Here is a 20,229-nt window from a genome sequence, read left to right on the forward strand (position 1 = left end):
GGTTGCGCCGCGATGATTGCACCGCCGTCGAAGATCGTCCAGTAAGTGCAAGCTTAGTAAGTAAGTGCAGCCTTAGTCCGAAATGCCCGGGTCGAGTCGACCCTGGTCATGTGCACCACTCGCGGTCTGTCAGGATGGAGTCATGGGTCAGCCGGCGGAACGCGCATCAGGAGATCGCGCAACGGAGAACGCGGTGTCGCCGCAGCTCCCGCCGGGACAGCGGCTCCAGCGCGGCTGGCCGGTCACGCACTACGGCCCCGTCCCCAAGTTCCGTCCCGAGCGCTGGGACTTCCGGGTCTTCGGCGCCACCGCCGACGGCGAGAAACACAGCTGGACCCATGACGAGTTCACCGCCCTGCCGTACGACTCGGTCGTGGCCGATCTGCACTGCGTGACGAAGTTCAGCATGGTCGGCGCCGAGTGGGGTGGCATCCCGGCCCGCACGATCCTGCGGGCCGCGCCGCCCGCCCCCGAGGTCACCCATGTGATGGTCTGGGCCGAGTACGGGTTCAGCTCCAACCTCCGCCTGGCCGACTTCGCCGACGACCGCACGATCTTCGCCACCCACAAGGACGGCGAACTCCTCACCGCCGAGCACGGCTTCCCCCTCCGCCTCGTCGTCCCCCGCCTCTACGCCTGGAAGGGCCCCAAATGGGTCCGCGGTGTCGAGTACATGACCGCCGACCGCCGCGGCTTCTGGGAGGAACGCGGCTATCACAACATCGGCGACCCGTGGCAGGAACAGCGGTACTCGTACCAGGAGGAGCCGGGGGACGGGCCCGAGCTCTGACCGGGCCGGTAGGCTCGGTGGTCGTTACTCCACCGAACGTGCGGGGAGCCCCTGATGGCAGTGTTCAACGTGATCTTCTCGGAGGCTGCGGCGCGTGTGCGCGACAGCCTCCCGGACGACCGCCGTGAGCTGCTCCAGCGTGGCCTCGCCATACTGGCCACAGACCCCCGTAACAAGATCTCGTCGCCTCTCTCCGGTGATGAGAACACTCGCTCCCTCGCACTGACTCACACGATGGCCATCGAGTATGTCGTCAGCGACGGACTGCTGATCGTGCTCGTGGTGCACCTCGTCGACACGACCCACGTACTGTTCGAAGACGAGGACTGACCGCCCGGCGCCTCAGCCGTCCCTGAGCTTCTTCAGCCGCTCCACGTCCGCCGCGTGGCCCTCCTTGCCGCCGGGCGTCTCGATGATCAGCGGGACGCCCGCCGTGGCGGGGTGTGTCATGAGCGCGCGGAACGGGTCCTCTCCGATGTGACCGGCGCCGATGTTCTCGTGGCGGTCCTTGTGCGCGCCGACCACGTCCTTGGAGTCATTGGCGTGGATCAGCTTCAGCCGGCCCTCGCCGACGGTGTCCACCAGCAGGTCGAGGGTCTGGTGCATACCGTTCGGGCCGGTCAGGTCGTGTCCCGCCGCGAAGATGTGGCAGGTGTCCAGGCAGACGCCCAGCTTGGGGTGGGCGTCCAGCGCCTCGAAGTAGGGGCCGAAGTCCCAGGTGCGTGAGCACAGCGAGGCCCCCTGGCCCGCCGTCGACTCCAGGAGCAGACACGGGTCGTCGTCGTGTGTCAGCTCGTCCAACAGCGGCAGCAGATACTCCCGCACCTGCTTCAGCGCCACCGACCGGTCCCGCCCGCCGGTCGCGCTTCCGGTGTGCACGACCACCCCCAGCGCACCGATCTCCCGGCCCCTGCGCAGCGAATGCCGCAGCGACTCCACGGACTTCTCCACAGTCGCCTCGGTGTGCGACCCGAAGTTGATCAGGTACGGCGCGTGCACGTACGCGGGAATCGACTCCTCGGCACACGCCGCCCGGAACTCCTCGTCCTGCCGGGGATTCCCGACGGGCGTCGCCCAGCCCCGTGGATTGGCCACGAAGACCTGTACCGTCTCGGCCTTGAGATCACGGGCGTACGCCAGTCCGACGGAGTTCAGCCCTCCGGCCACGGGCACATGACCACCGACGGGGTTGCGGGAGGGACCGGGCCGGGCCGCGGCGGGCCGGCCCGGCTGAGTGGCGGTGGGGGTGGGGGAGGGCCGGTCGGCGGAGGGGGCGGGGACGCGACCCCGGGACTGCTGAGTGCTCACGGGCCCAAGGGTGTCATGCGGCTCGGCGAGCCCGGGCGGCAGCTACGGCGTCGTGCGGCCCGGGGTACCGGAAGGATGCGGCTCAGGGTCCCGGCGGCATGCGCCTCAGGGGGCCGTGGTCGGCAACCACGGCGTCTGCGGGCCGGGCGCTCGTTGCCGTAGGCGCTTTTCGTCGTTGGCTTTCGTCCGCCGACGGGGGGCGCGCGGCGCGGCACGGCACTGCTGGAGACCGTCCTCGGCCGCTCGCGAGCGGCCGAGGACGGTCCGACGCTCTCGGTCAGCCGATCTCGATCGTGATCGTGGACCCCTTGGGGGCCGTGTCGCCGCCGTCCACCGACTGGCCCTTGACCTCGTCGCCGAAGAGTCCCAGGAAGCCCCGGTCCTCCTCGACCTCGAAACCGGCGGCCTTGAGCCTCTGGGTCGCCTCGTCGACGCTGTCGCCGACGACGTCCGGGACCTCGACCATCACGGGCCCCTTGGAGATCGTCAGGGTGACGGTGTCGCCCTCGCCGACCTGCTTGCCCTGGTCCGGGGAGGTCTTGGCCACGAGCCCCTTGTCGAACTCGGAGTTGACCCGGGTCGAGGCGGTCTTCACCTTGAGACCCGCCTCCTCCAACTCGGCGGTGGCGTCCTCGACCGAGGACCCGGACACCTCGGGCACCGTCACCGGGGCGCCCCGGCTCACCACGATCCTGACGGCCGTGCCCGCGGAGACCTCGGTGCCGGAGGCCGGCTCGGTGCTGATCACCTGACCCTTGACGACCTCTTCGCTGAACTCCCGCGTCACCACGCCCGGTTCCAGCCCGTCGTTGTTCAGCCGGGTCTTCGCCAGGTCCAGCCGGTCACCCTGCAGATCGGGTACCTCCACGATCTCCGGACCCAGGGAGATCCTCACCATGACGGTGTCGTTGTCCCGGATCCGCTCGCCCGGCGCCGGGTCGGTGCTGATCACCTTCCCACGCTCGACGGTGTCGCTGAACTCGCGCTCGACATCGACGTCCAGCCCGGCGCCTTGGAGCCGCTTCGTCGCGTCCGCCTGGCTCTGCTGCAGCACCGCCGGGACCCGGGTGAACTGGCCCGAGGTGATGTACCAGACGGCGCCGCCCACACCGAACACCAGCAGCACGGCCACCATGACCGCGAGCAGCCCACGCCGGGGCGCTCGGCCGTCACGGGCACGCCGGGGCGGCGGCGGGGGCGACTCCAGCCGGCTCGTCCGGTTCAGCGGCTGGTCGGGTTCGGCCGGAGCCGACCGCGGCAGGGACAGGGAGCGAGGGATCACGCTCGTCCGGTCCTCCGCGTTGTCGTGCCCGCCCGCTGTCGCCTGGGGCGGCACCGCGTCCAGTTGCTCGGCGCTCAGCCCGGCCCGTGCGTCCAGCGTCTGCCCGAGCAGGGCCACGGCGTCGTACGGCCGCAGCTCGGGATTGCGGGCGGTCGCCGAGGCGACCAGTTCGTCCAGCTCGTACGGCAGCCCCGGAACGACGGCCGACGGCGGGGGCACGTCGACGTGCAGTGCGTGGTAGAGCACCTGTGCGGGGGAGTCCCCGGCGTGCGGCTTGCCGCCGGTGAGCATCTCGTAGAGCATCACGCCGCACGCGTACACATCGACCCGGGTGTCGGTCGTGCCGTGCTCCAACTGCTCCGGAGCGAGGTAGGAGACGGTGCCGAGGACGGTGCCGGTGGTGCTGGTGACCGTGTCCACGGCCCGTACGAGCCCGAAGTCGGCGACCTTGACCCGGCCGTCGTCCCCTATCAGCACGTTCTCCGGCTTCATGTCCCGGTGCACGAACCCGGCGCGGTGCGCGGCGCCCAGCGCGGCGAGCACGGGCTCCAGGATGTCCAGCGCCGCCCGGGGCTGCAGCGCGCCGCGCTCACGCAGCACGTCGCGGAGGGTGCAGCCGGCCACGTACTCCATCGCGAGGTAGACGTACGGGCCGTCGGTGCCCTGGTCGTAGACCCCCACCACGTTCGGGTGCGACAGCCTCGCCACCGACTTGGCCTCACGGATGAACCGCTCGACGAACATCCGGTCCGCGGCCAGCGTCGGATGCATCACCTTGAGCGCGAGCACGCGGTCGAGGCGGGTGTCCACGGTCCGGTAGACCGTGGCCATCCCGCCGACCGCGATCCGCGCCTCGACTCGATACCGGCCGTCGAGCACCCGGCCGACAAGCGGGTCCTGAAGGGTCGTGTCCACGCAGCGAGTCTACGAGCCGCCACCGACCCCCGGATCACGTCCGGTGCGGACTGCAGCAGAGCTGTGACCGGTCGGGGACGGTCGGGCGTCTCAAGGCTCAGGGGCGCGGGGGCCGTGTCCTGCGAGCCATGAGGCGCCGCTCAGAACGCCGGCCGCTCCGGGTCCAGCCGTGCCATCCCCTCCTCCGGCGACGACGCCTCCGCGAAGTACCGTCGGGGAATCCGGCCCGCCCGCCACGCCAGCCGTCCCGCCTCCACCGCGTGCCGCATCCCCTCGGCCATCAGCACCGGCTCCTGCGCCCGGGTGACGGCCGAGGCGAGCATCACCCCCGCACACCCCAGCTCCATCGCGAGCGCGACGTCCGACGCCGTTCCCGCCCCCGCGTCGAGGATCACCGGCACGCGCGCGTGCTCGACGATCAACCGGAAGTTGTGCGGATTGCGGATCCCGAGCCCCGACCCGATCGGCGACCCGAGCGGCATGATCGCCGCACAGCCCACGTCCTCCAGCTTCCGCGCGAGCACGGGATCGTCATTCGTGTACGGCAGCACGGTGAAACCGTCGTCGACCAGCGTCTCGGCGGCGTCGAGCAGCTCGATCGGATCGGGCAGCAGCGTCCGCTCGTCGGCGATGACCTCCAACTTGACCAGCGAGGTGCCGAGCGCCTCGCGCGCGAGACGGGCGGTCAGCACGGCCTCGCCCGCCGTGAAGCAGCCGGCCGTGTTGGGCAGTACACGGATGCCCAGCCTGTCGAGCACGGACAGGACCGAGCCGTGCACGGAGGCGTTCACCCGGCGCATCGCGACCGTCGTCAGCTCCGTGCCGGAGGCCACCAGCGCACGCTCCAGGACGTCCAGGCCGGCCGCGCCACCGGTGCCCATGATCAGCCGGGACGAATAGGTCGTACCGCCGAGGACGAAGGGGTCGTCTGCCATGGATCAGCCTCCTTGGACGGCGGTGAGGACCTCGACGCGGTCCCCCTCGCAGAGGGCGGTGGACGTCCATCGCGCGCGAGGGACGACGGTTTCGTTGAGGGCGGCGGCGACCCCGGACGGGGACGCGGTGAGAGCGCGTACGACCGCGTCGAGCGCCGTACCGGGAGCGATCTCCCGCCGCTCCCCGTTGACGAGGATGCTCAGGGTCTCGGTGGCGCTCACGCGGGCTGCTCCATGAGTGCGCGGGCCACACCGGCGCGGAACCGCAGCGGCGTGAAGTCCCTGGCCTCCTCCGGCAGTTCACCGGCGGTCAGCACATGGGCCATGACATCGCCGGTGACCGGGGTGAGGAGCACCCCGTTGCGGTGGTGGCCCGTCGCGAGGAGCAGACCGTCGAGTGCGGTGGGGCCGAGGAGCGGCGCGTTGTCGGGGGAGGCGGGGCGCAGGCCCGCACGGGTCTCGGTGAGCGGGAGTTCGGTGATCCCGGGGACGAGTTCATGGGCGTCGCGCAGCAGTTCGTAGACCCCGCCGGCCGTCACCGTGGTGTCCCAGCCCAGCTCCTCGCTGGTCGCGCCGACGACGAGTTCGCCGTTCTCGCGCGGCACCAGGTAGACGTGACCGCCGCGGACCACGGCCCGCACGGTCCGGCTCAGGAAGGGCGCACAGGGCTTCGGCACGGTCAGCCGCAGCACCTGCCCCTTCACCGGCCGCACCGGCGGCAGCACCTCCTCCGGGACCCCCGCGAGCCGCGCGCTGAGGCTGCCCGCGGCGAGGACGACCTGCCCGGCGGCCAACCGGTCACCGTCACCGGTCCGGACCCCGGCGGCCCGCGCCCGTACCACCGACAGTTCCTCAGCCCATGTCCGGTGGAACACCACCCCGGCGCGCTCGCAGGCCGCGACGAGGGCCCTGGACAGCCGCCTCGGGTCGATCTGGTGGTCCCCGTCGACGCGCAGCCCACCGCGCACGCCGGGGGCCAGCATCGGCTCCAGACGGCGGCAGTCACGGCCGCTCAGCCACTCCGACTCAAGGCCCGACCGCCGCTGCAGAGTGTGCAGTTCCCGCAGGTGGGCGCGGTCGTCGGCGTCGAGTGCCACGGCGAGCGTGCCGGAGCGGCGGTAGCCGAGGTCGAGGCCCGTCTCCTCGGTCAGCTCGGCCGCGAAGTCGGGGTAGCGGCGTGCGGACTCCAGGTTGAGCCCCAGCAGTGTCTGCTCGCCGTAGTGCAGTTCCGTCACGGCGGCGAGCATCCCGGCCGCCACCTGCGCGGCCCCGCCGCCGGGCTCGGGATCGACCACGGCCGTGGCCAACCCGCGCCGGGCGGCCCGCCACGCCGTGACCAGCCCGATGATTCCGCCCCCCACGACGAGGACGTCTGACGTGTGTGTACGCGACATGGGCGTCCAGCCCCTCCCTTCGCCGGCATGACCCGGATCAGGTTCGTACGGTCGGAGGCCGCCAGCCTCCCTCTCAGCCCGGTACGTCCGGGCTCCCGCGAGTGCTCTACGTTGGCCACCCTAGCCCGCCGCCGTAAGTCTCAGTAAGGGAGCCTCCACCCGTGGCACGTTCGCTCGACGGTCTCGTCCTCGCCCCCGTGGCCGACCAGGCCCCAGGTCAGGTGGGCACCCGCACCCGGTTCACCTACCACGAGAAGGACGGTGAGATCTGGGCGGAGTACACGGGCGGCGACGTCGTGCGCGGGCATCTGGTGGGCACCAGGGACGGCGACCGGCTGGACTTCCGGTACGTGCAGCTGAAGCGGGACGGGACGACGTCCTCGGGGCACTGCGTGTCGACGGTGGTCGAGCTCCCCGACGGGCGGGTGCGCCTGGAGGAGACCTGGGAGTGGGAGTCACAGGAAGGTGCCGGGAGCAGCGTTGTGGAGCAGGTCACCGAGCATGCCCCCTGACTGATGAACAGTCAGTTGTCTATGGTGATCAGGTGAGCGAGCAGACGCAACAACGGGGCACGTCACCGGCACGCCGCGTGGTCGTCGTGGGCGCGGGCATGGCCGGTGTGCAGACCGCGGTCGCCCTGCGCGAACAGGGCTTCGCCGGCACCGTCACACTGATCGGCGCCGAGCCCCACCAGCCGTACGACCGGCCACCGCTGTCCAAGGCCGTGCTGCTCGGCAAGGCCGAGGGCTCCGCCTTCGACGTCGACTTCGAGGCGCTCGGCATCGAACTCCAGCTGGGCCGTGAGGTGTCGGGCCTGCGCCCCGCCGACCATGAACTCGACACGGCCACCGGACCCGTCCCGTACGACGTCCTCGTCATCGCCACCGGCGCGGAACCGATCCGGCTGCCGGGGGCCGAGGGCGTGCCCGGAGTGCATCTGCTGCGGACGCTGGACGACGCGGAGCGGCTGCGGCCGGTGCTGGCGCAGCAGCACGACATCGTGGTGGTGGGCGCGGGCTGGATCGGCGCCGAGTTCGCGACGGCCGCGCGGGAGGCGGGGTGCGCGGTGACGGTCGTCGAGGCGGCCGACCGGCCCCTGGCGGGCGCGCTGCCGGCGGAGGTGGCCGCGCCGATGACCGCCTGGTACGCCGACAGCGGCACCACGCTGCGCACGCACGCGCGCGTGGAGCGTGTGGAGCCCGGGACGGTGGTCCTGGACGACGGCACCGAGATCCCGGCCGGGGCCGTCGTGGTCGGCATCGGCGCGCGCCCCGCCACGGCCTGGCTGCAGGGCTCAGGCATCGAGCTCGGCGCGCAGCACGGCGAGGTGGTGGCCGACGATCACCTGCGCGCCTCCGCGCCCGACGTCTACGCCGTCGGCGACTGCGCGTCCTTCCCTTCGGGCAGGTACGGCCAGCGCCTCCTCGTCCACCACTGGGACAACGCGCTCCAGGGCCCCCGCACGGTCGCCGCGAACATCCTCGGCGAGGCCCCCGAGCGCTACGATCCCGTTCCCTACTTCTGGTCGGAGCAGTTCGGCCGCTTCGTCCAGTACGCCGGTGACCACGCCTTCGCCGACACCACCCTCTGGCGCGGCGACCCCGCCGGTGCCGCCTGGTCCGTGTGCTGGCTCCGCGACAGCCGTCTCATCGCGCTCCTCGCCGTGGGCCGCCCCCGCGACCTGGCCCAGGGCCGCCGCCTGATCGACGCCGGCACCCCCATGGACCCGGCCCTCCTGCGGGATCCGTCGAGGCCCCTGAAGGCCGCCACGGCATAGCCCGGTGCCGGGAAGCGGGGCCTGCGGTGTCGCCGCAGGCGTACGCCCCGTCGGCCTCGCCGGAGGCGGCTCGGCTACCCAGTGTCAGTCGCAGATGGCAGTCTTGGAGACGTGACCGAGATTGACGCAAAGATCGATGCTCTCGTCCCCGCGTGGCTGACCCTCCCCGACATCGCCGAGATGCTCGACGTCGAGGTGACGCGCGTACGGCAACTGGTGAAGGAAGGCCAGCTCATCGCCGTACGCCGTGGTGAGAACCGCGCACTGCACGTCCCCGCCGCCTTCATCGACGGGGACAGGGTGGTCAAGGGCCTGTCCGGCACCCTGACCCTCCTGAGGGACGACGGCTTCACCGACGAAGAGATGCTGGAGTGGCTCTTCACTCCGGACCCCAGCCTGCCCGGCACCCCGGCCCAGGCCCTCAGCGAGAATCGCGGCACGGAGGTGAAGCGCCGGGCCCAGGCGCTCGCCGTCTGACCGGAACCACCTGAGAGAACCGCGACACCGCCAGCCGTACGGCGTACGGGAGCCCGCCCCGAGGAGCGCGATCCCGTACGCCGCACCGACGATCCACCACCAACGGGGGACCCACGCATGTCCGACGCCGACGCCCGGCTCGCCGACGCCCGGCTCTACCTCTGCACGGACGCCCGTACCCGTCAGGGCGACCTACCGGAGTTCCTGGACGCGGTCCTGGGCTCAGGCGTGGACATCGTGCAGCTGCGCGACAAGGGCATGGAGGCCGCCGAGGAGCTGGAGCACCTCCAGGTCTTCGCGGACGCGTGCCGTCGGCACGGCACGCTGCTCGCGGTCAACGACCGCGCGGACGTCGCCCACGCCATCGGCGCGGACGTCCTGCACCTCGGCCAGGGAGACCTCCCGGTCCCCGCCGCCCGCGCGATCCTCGGCGACGGCGTTCTCATGGGCCGCTCCACCCACTCCGAGTCCGAGGCCGCGGCGGCCGCCGTCCAGGAGGGCGTGGACTACTTCTGCACGGGCCCCTGCTGGCCCACCCCCACCAAGCCCGGCCGCCACGCCCCTGGCCTGGACCTCGTCCGGTACACCGCCGGCCTCGGCACCGACCGCCCCTGGTTCGCCATCGGTGGCATCGACCTCGGCAACCTGGATGAGGTGGTCGAGGCGGGCGCCCGCCGGGCCGTCGTCGTCCGGGCGATCACCGAGGCCGACGACCCGGGAGCCGCCGCGGCCGAGTTCGCCGGGCGGCTGCGCGCCCTCTAGGGCCTCCATGGCCCCTCAGGCCCCCTCATGGCCCCTCATGGCCCTCCACCGCTGTCCAAGGCGTGGACAACAGCTCGGCAAAACGGGCAAATGGCCTTGCTCTGGTTGGGGGACGGCCCCGATCTGACTAATCTGCCGATATGGCCCTAGGAACCGCCTCCACCAGGACGGATCGCGCGCGTACCGTGCGCGACATGCTCGCCACGGGCAAGACCACGTACTCCTTCGAGTTCTGGGCGCCCAAGACGGAGAAGGGTGAGCGGAACCTGTGGAACGCCCTCCGCAGGATCGAGGCGGTCGCCCCCAGCTTCGTCTCCGTGACTTACGGCGCCGGAGGCTCCACCCGGGCCGGCACGGTGAAGGCCACCGAGCAGATCGCCGCCGACACCACCCTCACCCCGGTCGCCCACCTCACCGCGGTCAGCCACTCCATCGCCGAACTGCGCAACATCATCGGCCAGTACGCGGACGCCGGGATCCGCAACATGCTCGCGGTGCGCGGCGACCCGCCCGGCGACCCCATGGCCGAGTGGGTACCGCATCCGCAAGGCCTGACGTACGCCGCCGAACTCGTCCAACTCATCAAGGAGTCCGGGGACTTCTGTGTGGGCGTGGCGGCCTTCCCGGAGATGCACCCGCGCTCCCCGAACTGGGACAGCGACGTGGCGCACTTCGTCGACAAGTGCCGGGCAGGCGCCGACTACGCCATCACCCAGATGTTCTTCCACCCGGACTCGTACCTGCGTCTGAGGGACGCCGTCGCGAAGGCGGGCTGTGAGACCCCGGTCATTCCCGAGGTCATGCCCGTCACCAGCGTGAAGATGCTGGAACGGTTGCCCCAACTCAGCAACGCCGCAATCCCGAACGCCCTGAAAGAGCGGATCGTCACAGCCAAAGAGGATCCGGCCGCTGTACGCTCCATTGGCATCGAGTTCGCCACGGAGTTCTGCGCGAGGCTGCTGGACGAGGGAGTCCCCGGGCTTCACTTCATCACCCTGAACAACTCCACCGCGACTCTGGAAATCTACGAGAACCTGGGCCTGCACCATCCACCACGGGCCTAGACCGGTCGCACTCGCGTACGACACACTGCGTAGCGGCCACAGGGAGAGGGGCGTACATGGGCTGGACGGTCCTCTACATCGCGTTCGGCATCGTCGCGTTGTGGCTGCTGGGTGAGGTGCTGCTGCAGTACAAGGCGCGCTTGCGCTGGCGGCTGCTCGCCTTCGTCGGTTTCCTCGGTGTCGTCCTCGGCGTACTGATGCCCAACGTGATCGTCATCGCGCTGGGCGCGATCGGGTTCGCGACCGGGCAGACCTATGTGACGCTGTCGTTCCGCCGCGGCTTCGAGGCCGGCTGGGCCGTCCGCCCGCGGTCCGGTGAGGGCGAGGACGGCGACAGGCCCGGCAAGCTCGCCAAGGCCGGCAAGAAGCGGCGACGCGGCGAACCGGAGAGCCAGGACCCGAGCCCGGAGGTCACCGACCTGGAGTCCACGCCCGGCGGGACGTACCACCGGGCCGACGATCCGCTGGACCACGACGACCGCGACGACGACGTGTTCGTCCGCCGCCGGTCCACGCCCGCCGCGGCGGAGACGACCACCGTCTACTCCCCGGAGCCCATGCCCGACGACACCAGCACCTACGGCGTCTACGGAGACGGCAACCACTACGCGGGCGCCCCCGGACAGCCCCACGAGACCGCCGACCGGTCCACGCAGGACGAGGCCTTCGCCTACTACGGCTACGACCAGCAGAGTTACGGCTACGACCAGGCCCAGCAGCAGTACGCGGCCTACTCCGACCCGTACATCGGCACACAGACGTACGACGCCACCGCCTCCTACGACCAGTCCTACGGCCAGCAGGGATACGGTCAACAGGGCTACGGGCAGGACCAGTACGGCAACGGGGGTTACGGCGGGGATACCCCGCCCGGCGGCGTCTGGGTCCCGCAGCAGCGCAACACCGACGACACCTTCGACCCGTTCGGCAACGGACTTCCGTCGGAGCAGTCGTACCCGCAGCAGGAGAACGGCAACGGCCAGAACGGCAACGGCCAGAACGGCAACGGCCAGAACAGCAACGGCCAGAACGGCTACGACGAGCAGCAGTACCGTTTCTGAACCGCCGTCGGCGGCGGCTCACCGCTCACTGTGAGCCGCGGAAGTCCGGACCTTCCACGATCAGTCCCGCCACCAGCGCCCCCGACATCCCCGCGTGCGGGAGGCCGCCGCCCGGATGGGACCAGCCGCCGACCAGATGGAGCCCGGGCACGCGGGACGCGTTGGACGGGTGCAGGAAACGGCCGTCGGCCGCGGCCAGCGCCGGCGCGGGGACGGCCCCGCCGTCGGCACCCGTCTCCCTGGCCGTGTCCGCGGGCGTGCGCACCTCGCGCCACAGCAGCCGCTCCCGCAGGCCGGGCACGGCTGCCTCGGCGGCGCCGACCAGCGACCGCGCGCACCGCTCGGCGATGTCGCCCGCCGACCAGTCGATGTGGGTCGGCACCGCCGCCGAGACGACCACCGACTCGTGCTCCTCGTCCGGGCGCAGCGCGGGGTCGTCCGGGCGCAGCACCGTCACGGTGAGAGCCACGGGGTCGTCGGTCTCGCGCAGGTGGCTCAGGAAGTCCAACTCCGCCTCCCGGTCCGGCGCGTGCACGACCGTCCGGTGCGCCGCGCCGGCCTCGCGGGCGCCGCGCAGGGCCAGCAGCACGGTCAGCCGGCCGGAGCGCGGTGACCCCGGGTCCGGCCGCACGTCCCCGTCGCCCTGGACGGCTGTCTCCGTCAGGCCGCCCAGCCTCACCGGATCGATGCCCGCGACGACGTGGTCCGCCTCCGTCACCGCGCGGTCCCCGGTGTCCACCTCGGCCGCGAGCTCCACACCGGCCGCCCGGCCGTCTCTTTCGACGATCCCCGTGACCTCGGCGCCGAAGACGAACTCGACCTTCCGGGCCAGGCACCGCTCGTACAGCGCCCGCGCCAACTCCCTGAGCCCGCCCCGCACGTACCAGGTCCCGAAGGCGTGCTCCATGTACGGCAGGACCGCCGCGCTCGCCGGGATGTTCCTGGGATCCAGCCCGTACGCGAGGGCGTAACTCTCCAGCAGGGCCGTGAGCCGGGGGTCGCGCAGCTCCCAGGCGCCGACCTCGGCGAGGGTGCGGGCGCGGCGGGTGCGCAGCAGCCGCTTGTGCGGCACCGAGGGGTAGGGCTCGCGCTCGGCGAGGACCTTCCAGTCGGGCCACAGCGGCTCTTCCAGGAGGGGACGCCGGGTGCGGTCCCAGGCCTCGCGGGCGCGCACCAGGAAGTCGCCCCAGCGGTCGCCCGCGCCCGAGCCGAGCGCGGTGTTCAGGGCGGCGACCACGCCGGCGCGTGAGGCGTTCGGCAGCGACAGGTCCGTACCGTCGGCGAAGACATGGCGGGCCGCCGGGTCGACCTGGACCAGGTCGACGCACTTCTCCAGCGGCTCCTTGCCGGTCTTGAGGAACAGATCGCGGTAGACGGCGGGCAGCGGGAGCAGGGCGGGGCCCGTGTCGAACACGAAGCCGTCGCGCTCGAAGCGACCCACGGCTCCGCCGTAGGTCGCCGTGCTCTCGTACACCACCACGCGGTGGCCCGCCACGGCCAGCCGGGCGGCGGCTGCCATGGCGCCGAGGCCGGCACCGATCACCGCGATTCTCGCCATGGCAGCGACCTTATCGGCCGCCGCTTCCCCGCGCCCCGTGCGGTGGCCGTGCCCGCCTTGCGGGGAGTCCGAGCGGCGCGCCGCCTTGCGGGGCGTGGGAGCGGCGTGCCGCCTTGCGGGGAGTACGTGCGCGGACGCGATCGTCACCAGTCGGCAACAACGTGTCCTGGGGCTGAGTGCGCAGTGCTGAGTATCCGTACTCAGCCGATGAGATGAGTACGCGCGCGGATGGGCTGCGACCTGCGCGAACGAGAGGGTGGAGGCACGGGAAGGGGGCACGGCTCCGGTACCGCCGACACGGGGCGGCGGAACGGTTCGCGCCCCGCACCGCTCCTTCCGTCGACGAGAGTCGGCGGGAGCGAGGCACGGGGGAACGGGGGGAACGGGGAAGCGCCGGTTCGAGGTGGCCCGCGGGGGACGCGGCCAGTTCGGACCGGCGCTCTTGTCCGTGTACGTGTGCCGGCCCCGTCAGCGGTGTCCGCTCACCCGCCCTTGCAGCAGTCGGGAGAGCGCCGCGTGGACGTCGTCGAGGGAGCGCTCGGGCTGGAAGGCCTTCCAGTCCAGGGCGGCCACCAGGACCATGCCGACCAGGGCCGCCGCCGTCAGACCGACGTCGATCTCCTCGCTCAGCTCACCCCGCTCGACGCCCTCGCGGAGCACGTCCTCGACGACCGCGACCGCCTCCTGCCGGACCACCATCAGCGTGGACTGCCAAGCGCGGTTGGTGCGCCACAGCTCGGCGACGTAGAGCTGGGTGAAGGACGGGTAGCGGTCGATGAAGACGAGTCCGGCCCGGATCATCGCGTCCAGGGAGTCGACCCGGGAGCCGCCCTCCCCGGCGGTCCGCTCGGCCGCCTCGCGGAGGGAGGCGGTGAGGAGTCCCACGCCGTGCCGCAGCAGCTCCTCGAAGAGGACCGACTTGCTCGCGAAGTTGTAGTAGACCGTGCCCTTGGCGACACCGGCGCGCTCGGCGATCTCGTCCACCGTGGTGGCGGAGAACCCCTGCTCCGCGATGAGGGTGACGGCCGCTTCGTAGAGTTTCTGCCGGGTCGCCTCGCGGCGGCCCCCGCCTGCGCCGCCGGGGGCGTTGCTGCTTTCCATGGCCCTGATTGTCACAGGAACCTCGCGGTGTGCGGGCACTGTTGCTCGCTCGCTCACAGACTCAGCTCCGGGTGCAGCCGGTCCAGGGTCCACACCTGCTTGCGGCGGGCGGACAGGGCGGTCAGCGCGAGCGCGCCGGCAGTGAAGGCCACCAGCACCGCGCACGCCTGCCACACCGGACCGAGGCCGCCGCCGGTGATGAGCCTGCGCAGGGCGTCGACGACGTGGCTCATCGGCAGGAAGGGATGGACAGCGTTGAAGAAGTCCGGGCTGGTCTGCACGGGATAGGTGCCGCCCGCGGACGTCAACTGAAGCATCAGGAAGGCGAGGACGAGGATCCGGCCCGCCGCCCCGAAGCGCGCGTTGAGCCACTGGACGATCGCCGCGAAGCACGCCGACACCAGGAACAGGAAGCCCACCGTCCCGGCCGCCCGCACCATCTCCAGCCCGACCGCCCAGTGCAGGACCGCCATCAGAGCCGCCGTCTGAAGCACGCCCAGGACGGCCACCGGCAGCCATCCCGCCAGCGCGATCCGCCACGCCGACCCACCCGTCGCGAGAGCACGCCGGTTGAGCGGCTGGATCAGCATGTACGCCACCATCGCGCCCACCCACAGGGACAGCGGGATGAAGTACGGGGCGAACCCGGTGCCGTAGTTGGGCGCCTTGTGCAGGTCCCGGCTGGCCAACTGGACGGGATCGGCCATCACTTCGGTGCGCCGGTCACGGTCCCGCCGGTCGTAGTCGGGGATCCGCTCGGCCCCGTCGTGCAGCCCGCCCGCGAGCTTCCCGGAGCCGTCGGCCAGCTTGAACATGCCGCCCTTGAGGCTGTTCGCGCCCGTCTTCAGGTCGCCGACGCCCGTGTCGAGGGTCTCCGCGCCCGTCTTGGCCGTGCCGAGGCCGGTGTGCAGGGTCTTGGCTCCCTTGGCGACCTGTGCGGCGCCCTTGTCGAGCGCGTTCACCTTGGCGACGGCGTCGTCGAGGTCCCCGGAGAGGGTGGGGGCCGCCTTCGCGAGGGCGCGGGCCTGCTTCTCCAGGGTCTCCAGGTCCTTGTCGAACGCCTTCATGTCACCGTCGTAGTTCTTCACCACGGTGTCGACGTCCTCGGCGAGCACCGCCGCCTCCGCCGCCGCGTCCTTTGCCTTCTTCAGGTCCGCGCAGGCCGCGTCCGGCAGTTCGGCCTTCTCGCAGCGCCGTTCGTACACCTCGTCCAGGGTGTCGGAGGCGGCGCGGGTGCCGGTCGCGGCGGCCGGCGCCGTCGTGACGAACGCGTCGAGGTGTGCGCGGATCGTGGCCGCCGAGTCGGCGACCAGGGTGGCGGTGTCGGCGATCGTGTCGCCGTTCTCGTCGAGGAAGGGCCGCACCCGGTCCGCCGCGCCGCCGACCTTGTCGGCGAGCTTGCCGGTGCCGTCCGCGACCTGCTGGGCCCCGTCCTCCAGATCGCCCGCGCCCTCGTCCAGGTCCTTGAGGCCACCGGACAGCTTCCCGCTGCCCTCCTTGGCCTCCTTCAGCCCGTCCGCGAGGTCCTTGGAGCCCTTCTCCGCCTTGTCGATGCCGCCCTTGAGGTCGTCGGCGCCGTCCGCCGCCTTCTGGGTCTCGTCGTGGATGCCGGAGAACGAGATGAAGATCCGGTCCAGGAACGACCGCGAGGCCTTCGTCGACGCCGCCGTCCGCACCTCCGAGAACACCGTCCGGGAGATCTGCCCGACGATGTAGTTGTTCGCGTCGTTCGTCCGCACCTGGAGGGCGCCCGCCTCCGGTACGTCCCCGGAGCTGGACGCGATCCGCTCGCTGAAGTCCTTCGGCATCGTCAGCGACAGATAGTACGTACCGTCCTCGACACCCTTCCGGGCCTCGGCGGCGCTCACCCGGTGCCACTCGAAGGTGTCGCTGTCCCGCAGCCCCTTCGCTATGTCCTCACCGGCCGTCAGCCTCTCCTCGCCGACCGACGCGCCCTTGTCGTCGTTGACCAACGCCACGGGGATACGGTCGAGACGGCCGTACGGGTCCCAGAACGACCACAGGTACAGGGCGCCGTAGAGCAACGGCAGCAGCAGGAGCGAGACCAGCGCGGCCCGGGGCAGCTTCCCCCGGCCGAACCGCCTGAGCTCAAGCGCGGCGAGCCTGGGCGAGCGCATCGGCCGTCTCCTTGTCCTTGTCCTTGTCGACGACTGCCTTGTCGTTGACGTCCTCGTCGCTGTCACCCTCGTCGCCGTGGGGGGCGCGGTCGGGGTCGGCGTCGGGGCCACTGTCGGGGTCGCTGTCGGGCTCAGGGGCTTCGTGCGCGTCCTCACGCGCGCGTGGTGCTCCGGCCGGCGCAGTCGACACGACGACGGCCCCCTCCGGGGCCTCGCTGCACACCGCCACGATCGTGATCCCGGACCCGGTGAGGGATTTCAACAGGGCCCACACCTCGGCCCGTTCGGCGTCGGAGAGCTTGAGGTCGATGTCGTCGACGCCGAGCAGTCGGGGCCGGCCGACGAGGGCCAGGGCGACGGACAGCCGCACGGCCTCCAGCCGGTCCAGGTCCCGTACGGCGGTCCTGGCTCCCTTGGGCAGCGCCTCGAGGTCGAGCCCGGCGGCGCTCAAGGCGGCCTCGACCCGGTCCTCGGCCTCGGCGGCGCGCTCGGCCCGGGGCCGCAGCAGCCCGCGCAGGGAACCGTCGAAACGCCGCCGCAGCAGCGCCCGTTCGCGTAGGTGCTCCCCGACGGTCAGAGCCGGGTCGAGGTCGGTCACCCCGGGGACGTGGGCGAGGGCGCTGATCCTGCGGACGGCCGCCATCCGTTTCGGCAGCCGGAGAGAGCCGACCGTGGCGTGGCCCTCGCTCGGCCTCATCCGGCCGGTGAGGGCGAGCAGCAGGCAGGTCCGGCCCGACCCGGACGGCCCCTCGACCGCCACCAGCGAACCGGCCTCAGCGCCGAACCCGACACCCCGGAACGCCCAGCCGCGCGGTCCCTTGAGCCCGAAGTCCTCGGCGCCGACGGGTACGCCGACGGCCACCCCCTGCCCGGCGTCCGGCTCCGCTGGCTCTCCCATGCCACGAGACCTCTCCACAGAATTGAACTGACTGGTCAGTGCAAAAACTACTCCGAACCTCTGATTGAAGCAAAGGCCCAGGTCAGAACGGATTGTCAGTGGCATACCGCACGATGAGCACATACGGGCACCTCGTGTCAGGGCGTGCCGTCACGAAGACGACAGGAGGTTCGTCATGGCCAGCCACCACGCAGCAGCCGCCCATCGGCGCCGTGTCCCCGGCCCTGCCCCCTCACTGACCGGCCCGGCGAGCGACGTGCACCCCGTGCTGCGCCGGGCGACGGCCCCGCCCGCCGCCCTCGACCTGCTCGCCCAGGCCCGCGCCGGCCTCGACGAGGCGTCCGGATTCCATACGCCCAACGAGCGGTACGCCACCGCCCACCTGGCCGCCCTGCGCACCGCCGCCGCCGTCCTCGCCGCCCGGGGTCGCCCCGAACCGACCCCGAAGCGACGGGCCCGGATCCGGAGCGCCTGGGAAGTGCTCCCCGAGATAGCTCCCGAACTCGCCGAGTGGAGCGCGCTGTTCGCCTCCGGCGCCGCCCGCCGGGCACGCGCCGAGGCAGGCATCCAGGGCGCGGCGAGCCCGCGTGACGCCGACGACCTCATACGCGACGTGGCGATGTTCCTGCGCCTCGTGGAGCGGATGCTGGTGCTCCAGCCGGTACTGCCACAGCCCCGGCAGGACGGCGGGCCAGGGGTCCCGGACGCCGGCTGACCGACCGCCCCGGCGGCGCCCATTAGGGTTGGGGACATCAGCACCCTCCGCCGTGGCCACCGGCCCGGCGGAGACGCAAGCCCATCGCTCCGCCGCACACCAGGCGGTGCCGCGCCGAGGAGTCAACTGCCGTGTCGGACCCGATGCGCCCGCCCGTCTCCCATCAGCACGCCCAGGCCACGTCGCTGCGCTCCGATCCCTCCCGCCCTCGTGCCTCCCTGCGTACCGCCGTGGTCTGGGAGGTCCTGCGGGACGCCCTGGACCACCGGGTGAAGGCCGCGGGGCGTGAGTCGCTCGACGTGCTGGACACCGGCGGCGGCAGCGGCAAGTTCGCGGTGCCCGTGGCCCGCCTCGGCCACCGCGTCACCGTCGTCGACCCCAGCCCCAACGCCCTGTTCGCGCTGGAGCGCCGGGCCGCCGAAGCCGGGGTCGCCGACCGCGTGCGGGGCGTCCAGGGCGACGCGCACGGCCTCTTCGACGTCGCGGAGCGCGGCGGCTACGACGCGGTGCTCTGCCACGGCGTGCTGGAGTACGTGGACGACCCGGCCGAGGGCCTCGGCAACGCGGTCGCCGCGCTGCGCCCCGACGGTGTGCTCAGCCTGCTCGCCGCCGGACTGGGCGGCGCGGTGCTCGCACGGGCCCTCGCCGGGCACTTCAAGGAGGCCAGGCAGGCGCTCGACGACCCGAACGGACGCTGGGGCGAGGGTGATCCGGTTCCCCACCGCTTCACCGCCGAGCAGCTCACCGCCCTCGTCGAGGGCGCGGGCCTCCGAGTCGCCGCCGTGCACGGCGTCCGGGTCTTCGCCGACCTGGTCCCCGGTGTCCTCGTCGACACCGAACCCGGCGCTCTGGACGCCCTGCTCCAGCTCGAGGCGGCCGCTGCCGAGCTGCCCGCCTTCCACTCCGTGGCCACACAACTCCATGTGCTGGGGGAGACGCGAGGGACCGCCGAGTCCTGAGCCGTCTCCCGCGGTGGACGGGGTGACCCGCTGATCAGGGGCGCGGCGGCGGATGGAGTACGCCACAGGCCCCCCGATCGGGCGCTCGGAGCCGTATGATCGAGGGAGGCCGTTCCGGCATGACGGGCCGTTCGCTGGGGAATTCACACCTCAGCGAGTCGGGGTGCCATGGCGGGTTCCGGTTGGCGAATTGGCGTAGAGGGGCGGGTTTCAAGGGGGCGATTCCCTGCCTATCCTGAAGAGGACCCCCCGGGTCGCCCTGGCGACCGCACGATGAGGAGGACTCCGTGCCGCTCTCAGAGCACGAGCAGCGCATGCTCGAGCAGATGGAGCGAGCGCTGTACGCCGAAGATCCCAAGTTCGCGTCAGCGCTTGAGGGAAGCGGGCTGCGTACGTACACCCGGCGGCGGGTCTACCAGGCGGTCGCGGGCTTTCTGGTGGGTATCGCGCTCCTCATGGCCGGAATGGTCGCACAGCAGATCTGGGTCAGCGTGGTGGGGTTCCTCGTCATGCTGGGCTGCGCGGTGCTCGCCGTCACCGGTTGGCGCAAGGCCCCCAAGCCGGGTGAGCAGCCCGCCGGAGCCACTGGCTCCGCCGGTGCGCGTCGTCAGTCACGACAGCGCCGCTCCATGATGGACCGAATCGAACAGCGCTGGCAGCGCCGTCGTGACGAGCAGGGACACTGAGCCCGCCGGATCGCCGACCCTACAGCCACATCTGAAGACGGACGAAGGGTGATCGCCCGAGGGCGGTCACCCTTCACGCACGCCCGAAAATCGAACGCCCGGTGGCCGCGTCAATGGCCCCTCCTGCCTTCCGCCAAGCGTTGTCCGGCTGCACCCACCCACGGCGCGGTGGCCGCCGAGGCTGGCGCGCCACAGAGCCATGCCCGACTGGGACGAACCGACAGGCACAGCCCCGTCTGCCCTCACCCGAGCCGGGCGTTGTCACAGACACGCTTGCCCTCGCAGCGCGAGCTGGGCCCTCTCGCTGTCGTGTCTGTCCTTACGGTGCGGAGCTGGGCCCTCTCGCTGTCGTGTCTGTCCTCGCGGTGCGAGCTGGGCCTTTCCCCTGCTGTGTCCGCCCTCGCGGTGC

At 71.9% G+C, this 20,229-nt stretch carries 20 protein-coding genes and 1 riboswitch; of the genes, 11 read left to right on the plus strand and 9 right to left on the minus strand.

Translation table 11 applies throughout. From position 1 onward, the window contains the following. The first annotated feature begins 142 nt into the window (after positions 1-142). Entirely contained in the window at positions 143-790 is a 648-nt protein-coding gene (locus tag ACFY9I_RS29015; RefSeq protein WP_391006893.1) for a molybdopterin-dependent oxidoreductase, read from the plus strand. Between the two features lie 54 nt (positions 791-844). Continuing rightward, the gene (locus ACFY9I_RS29020; protein ID WP_391006895.1) at positions 845-1,120 is read left to right on the plus strand and encodes a hypothetical protein; all 276 of its coding nucleotides are present in this window, start codon (positions 845-847) and stop codon (positions 1,118-1,120) included. A 12-nt stretch (positions 1,121-1,132) separates the two neighbouring features. On the opposite strand, the gene ACFY9I_RS29025 is transcribed toward ACFY9I_RS29020, so the two are convergent. The 5 genes from ACFY9I_RS29025 to thiO all read right to left on the minus strand — a co-directional run bounded on the left by ACFY9I_RS29025 (position 1,133) and on the right by thiO (position 6,624). Further along, the gene (locus ACFY9I_RS29025) at positions 1,133-1,963 is read right to left on the minus strand and encodes a deoxyribonuclease IV (protein ID WP_391007006.1); all 831 of its coding nucleotides are present in this window, start codon (positions 1,961-1,963) and stop codon (positions 1,133-1,135) included. Positions 1,964-2,375: 412 nt separating this feature from the next. Then, positions 2,376-4,295, minus strand: coding sequence for a Stk1 family PASTA domain-containing Ser/Thr kinase (gene pknB / locus ACFY9I_RS29030; RefSeq protein ID WP_391006896.1), 1,920 nt, complete (start codon positions 4,293-4,295; stop codon positions 2,376-2,378). 140 nt (positions 4,296-4,435) lie between these two features. After that, on the minus strand, positions 4,436-5,230 hold the full coding sequence (locus tag ACFY9I_RS29035) for a thiazole synthase (RefSeq protein ID WP_391006898.1): 795 nt from the start codon (positions 5,228-5,230) through the stop codon (positions 4,436-4,438). A gap of 3 nt (positions 5,231-5,233) precedes the next feature. Beyond that, the gene (thiS, locus tag ACFY9I_RS29040; RefSeq protein ID WP_391007008.1) at positions 5,234-5,434 is read right to left on the minus strand and encodes a sulfur carrier protein ThiS; all 201 of its coding nucleotides are present in this window, start codon (positions 5,432-5,434) and stop codon (positions 5,234-5,236) included. Positions 5,435-5,448: 14 nt separating this feature from the next. Next, positions 5,449-6,624: a glycine oxidase ThiO gene (thiO, locus tag ACFY9I_RS29045; RefSeq protein ID WP_391006900.1), complete on the minus strand. Its 1,176-nt coding sequence runs from the start codon at positions 6,622-6,624 to the stop codon at positions 5,449-5,451. After that, a riboswitch (TPP riboswitch) is annotated at positions 6,622-6,733 on the minus strand. Its footprint overlaps the gene before it by 3 nt. A 52-nt stretch (positions 6,734-6,785) precedes the next feature. On the opposite strand from thiO, the gene ACFY9I_RS29050 reads away from it, so the two are divergent. The 6 genes from ACFY9I_RS29050 to ACFY9I_RS29075 all read left to right on the plus strand — a co-directional run bounded on the left by ACFY9I_RS29050 (position 6,786) and on the right by ACFY9I_RS29075 (position 11,765). Continuing rightward, entirely contained in the window at positions 6,786-7,136 is a 351-nt protein-coding gene (locus tag ACFY9I_RS29050) for a hypothetical protein (protein ID WP_391006902.1), read from the plus strand. A 32-nt stretch (positions 7,137-7,168) separates the two neighbouring features. Continuing rightward, positions 7,169-8,401 carry an FAD-dependent oxidoreductase gene (locus ACFY9I_RS29055; protein WP_391006903.1) on the plus strand — a complete coding sequence of 411 codons (1,233 nt, stop codon included), beginning with the start codon at positions 7,169-7,171 and terminating at the stop codon, positions 8,399-8,401. Positions 8,402-8,512: 111 nt separating this feature from the next. Continuing rightward, positions 8,513-8,878 (plus strand): Rv2175c family DNA-binding protein, encoded by a 366-nt coding sequence (locus ACFY9I_RS29060; protein ID WP_338898755.1) that lies wholly within the window; start codon positions 8,513-8,515, stop codon positions 8,876-8,878. Between the two features lie 117 nt (positions 8,879-8,995). Continuing rightward, positions 8,996-9,640 (plus strand): thiamine phosphate synthase, encoded by a 645-nt coding sequence (gene thiE / locus ACFY9I_RS29065; RefSeq protein WP_391006905.1) that lies wholly within the window; start codon positions 8,996-8,998, stop codon positions 9,638-9,640. A 140-nt stretch (positions 9,641-9,780) separates the two neighbouring features. Beyond that, the gene (gene metF, locus ACFY9I_RS29070; protein WP_391006907.1) at positions 9,781-10,704 is read left to right on the plus strand and encodes a methylenetetrahydrofolate reductase [NAD(P)H]; all 924 of its coding nucleotides are present in this window, start codon (positions 9,781-9,783) and stop codon (positions 10,702-10,704) included. Between the two features lie 56 nt (positions 10,705-10,760). Beyond that, positions 10,761-11,765: a hypothetical protein gene (locus ACFY9I_RS29075; protein ID WP_391006909.1), complete on the plus strand. Its 1,005-nt coding sequence runs from the start codon at positions 10,761-10,763 to the stop codon at positions 11,763-11,765. Positions 11,766-11,790: 25 nt separating this feature from the next. On the opposite strand, the gene ACFY9I_RS29080 is transcribed toward ACFY9I_RS29075, so the two are convergent. The 4 genes from ACFY9I_RS29080 to ACFY9I_RS29095 form a co-directional block, all read right to left on the minus strand. Beyond that, entirely contained in the window at positions 11,791-13,323 is a 1,533-nt protein-coding gene (locus tag ACFY9I_RS29080) for an FAD-dependent oxidoreductase (protein ID WP_391006911.1), read from the minus strand. Between the two features lie 468 nt (positions 13,324-13,791). Next, the gene (locus ACFY9I_RS29085; protein WP_391006912.1) at positions 13,792-14,424 is read right to left on the minus strand and encodes a TetR family transcriptional regulator; all 633 of its coding nucleotides are present in this window, start codon (positions 14,422-14,424) and stop codon (positions 13,792-13,794) included. 53 nt (positions 14,425-14,477) lie between these two features. Continuing rightward, a complete protein-coding gene (locus tag ACFY9I_RS29090) occupies positions 14,478-16,562 on the minus strand; it encodes a YhgE/Pip family protein (protein WP_391006914.1) in 2,085 nt (694 codons plus the stop codon). Further along, positions 16,534-17,460: an ATP-binding cassette domain-containing protein gene (locus ACFY9I_RS29095; RefSeq protein WP_391006916.1), complete on the minus strand. Its 927-nt coding sequence runs from the start codon at positions 17,458-17,460 to the stop codon at positions 16,534-16,536. The genes ACFY9I_RS29090 and ACFY9I_RS29095 overlap by 29 nt, the downstream gene beginning before the upstream one ends. 175 nt (positions 17,461-17,635) lie before the next feature. Between ACFY9I_RS29095 and ACFY9I_RS29100 the strand changes: the two genes are divergently transcribed. The 3 genes from ACFY9I_RS29100 to ACFY9I_RS29110 all read left to right on the plus strand — a co-directional run bounded on the left by ACFY9I_RS29100 (position 17,636) and on the right by ACFY9I_RS29110 (position 19,820). After that, a complete protein-coding gene (locus ACFY9I_RS29100) occupies positions 17,636-18,175 on the plus strand; it encodes an SAV_6107 family HEPN domain-containing protein (RefSeq protein WP_391006917.1) in 540 nt (179 codons plus the stop codon). Between the two features lie 131 nt (positions 18,176-18,306). Beyond that, the gene (locus ACFY9I_RS29105) at positions 18,307-19,134 is read left to right on the plus strand and encodes a methyltransferase (protein WP_391006919.1); all 828 of its coding nucleotides are present in this window, start codon (positions 18,307-18,309) and stop codon (positions 19,132-19,134) included. 287 nt (positions 19,135-19,421) lie between these two features. Then, complete coding sequence (locus ACFY9I_RS29110) at positions 19,422-19,820, plus strand: DUF3040 domain-containing protein (RefSeq protein WP_391006921.1); 399 nt, start codon at positions 19,422-19,424, stop codon at positions 19,818-19,820. Positions 19,821-20,229 lie beyond the last annotated feature (409 nt).

It is taken from the genome of Streptomyces sp. NPDC012510 (genome assembly GCF_042955065.1).
GTDB lineage: Bacteria > Actinomycetota > Actinomycetes > Streptomycetales > Streptomycetaceae > Streptomyces.

Coding starts and splice junctions, on each gene's coding strand:
- ACFY9I_RS29090 (WP_391006914.1), bottom strand. CDS start 16,562: ATGCGCTCGCCCAGGCTCGCCGCGCTTGAGCTCAGGCGGTTCGGCCGG.
- thiE (WP_391006905.1), top strand. CDS start 8,996: ATGTCCGACGCCGACGCCCGGCTCGCCGACGCCCGGCTCTACCTCTGC.
- ACFY9I_RS29095 (WP_391006916.1), bottom strand. CDS start 17,460: ATGGGAGAGCCAGCGGAGCCGGACGCCGGGCAGGGGGTGGCCGTCGGC.
- ACFY9I_RS29015 (WP_391006893.1), top strand. CDS start 143: ATGGGTCAGCCGGCGGAACGCGCATCAGGAGATCGCGCAACGGAGAAC.
- ACFY9I_RS29085 (WP_391006912.1), bottom strand. CDS start 14,424: ATGGAAAGCAGCAACGCCCCCGGCGGCGCAGGCGGGGGCCGCCGCGAG.
- ACFY9I_RS29100 (WP_391006917.1), top strand. CDS start 17,636: ATGGCCAGCCACCACGCAGCAGCCGCCCATCGGCGCCGTGTCCCCGGC.
- ACFY9I_RS29075 (WP_391006909.1), top strand. CDS start 10,761: ATGGGCTGGACGGTCCTCTACATCGCGTTCGGCATCGTCGCGTTGTGG.
- metF (WP_391006907.1), top strand. CDS start 9,781: ATGGCCCTAGGAACCGCCTCCACCAGGACGGATCGCGCGCGTACCGTG.
- ACFY9I_RS29080 (WP_391006911.1), bottom strand. CDS start 13,323: ATGGCGAGAATCGCGGTGATCGGTGCCGGCCTCGGCGCCATGGCAGCC.
- ACFY9I_RS29035 (WP_391006898.1), bottom strand. CDS start 5,230: ATGGCAGACGACCCCTTCGTCCTCGGCGGTACGACCTATTCGTCCCGG.
- ACFY9I_RS29020 (WP_391006895.1), top strand. CDS start 845: ATGGCAGTGTTCAACGTGATCTTCTCGGAGGCTGCGGCGCGTGTGCGC.
- thiO (WP_391006900.1), bottom strand. CDS start 6,624: ATGTCGCGTACACACACGTCAGACGTCCTCGTCGTGGGGGGCGGAATC.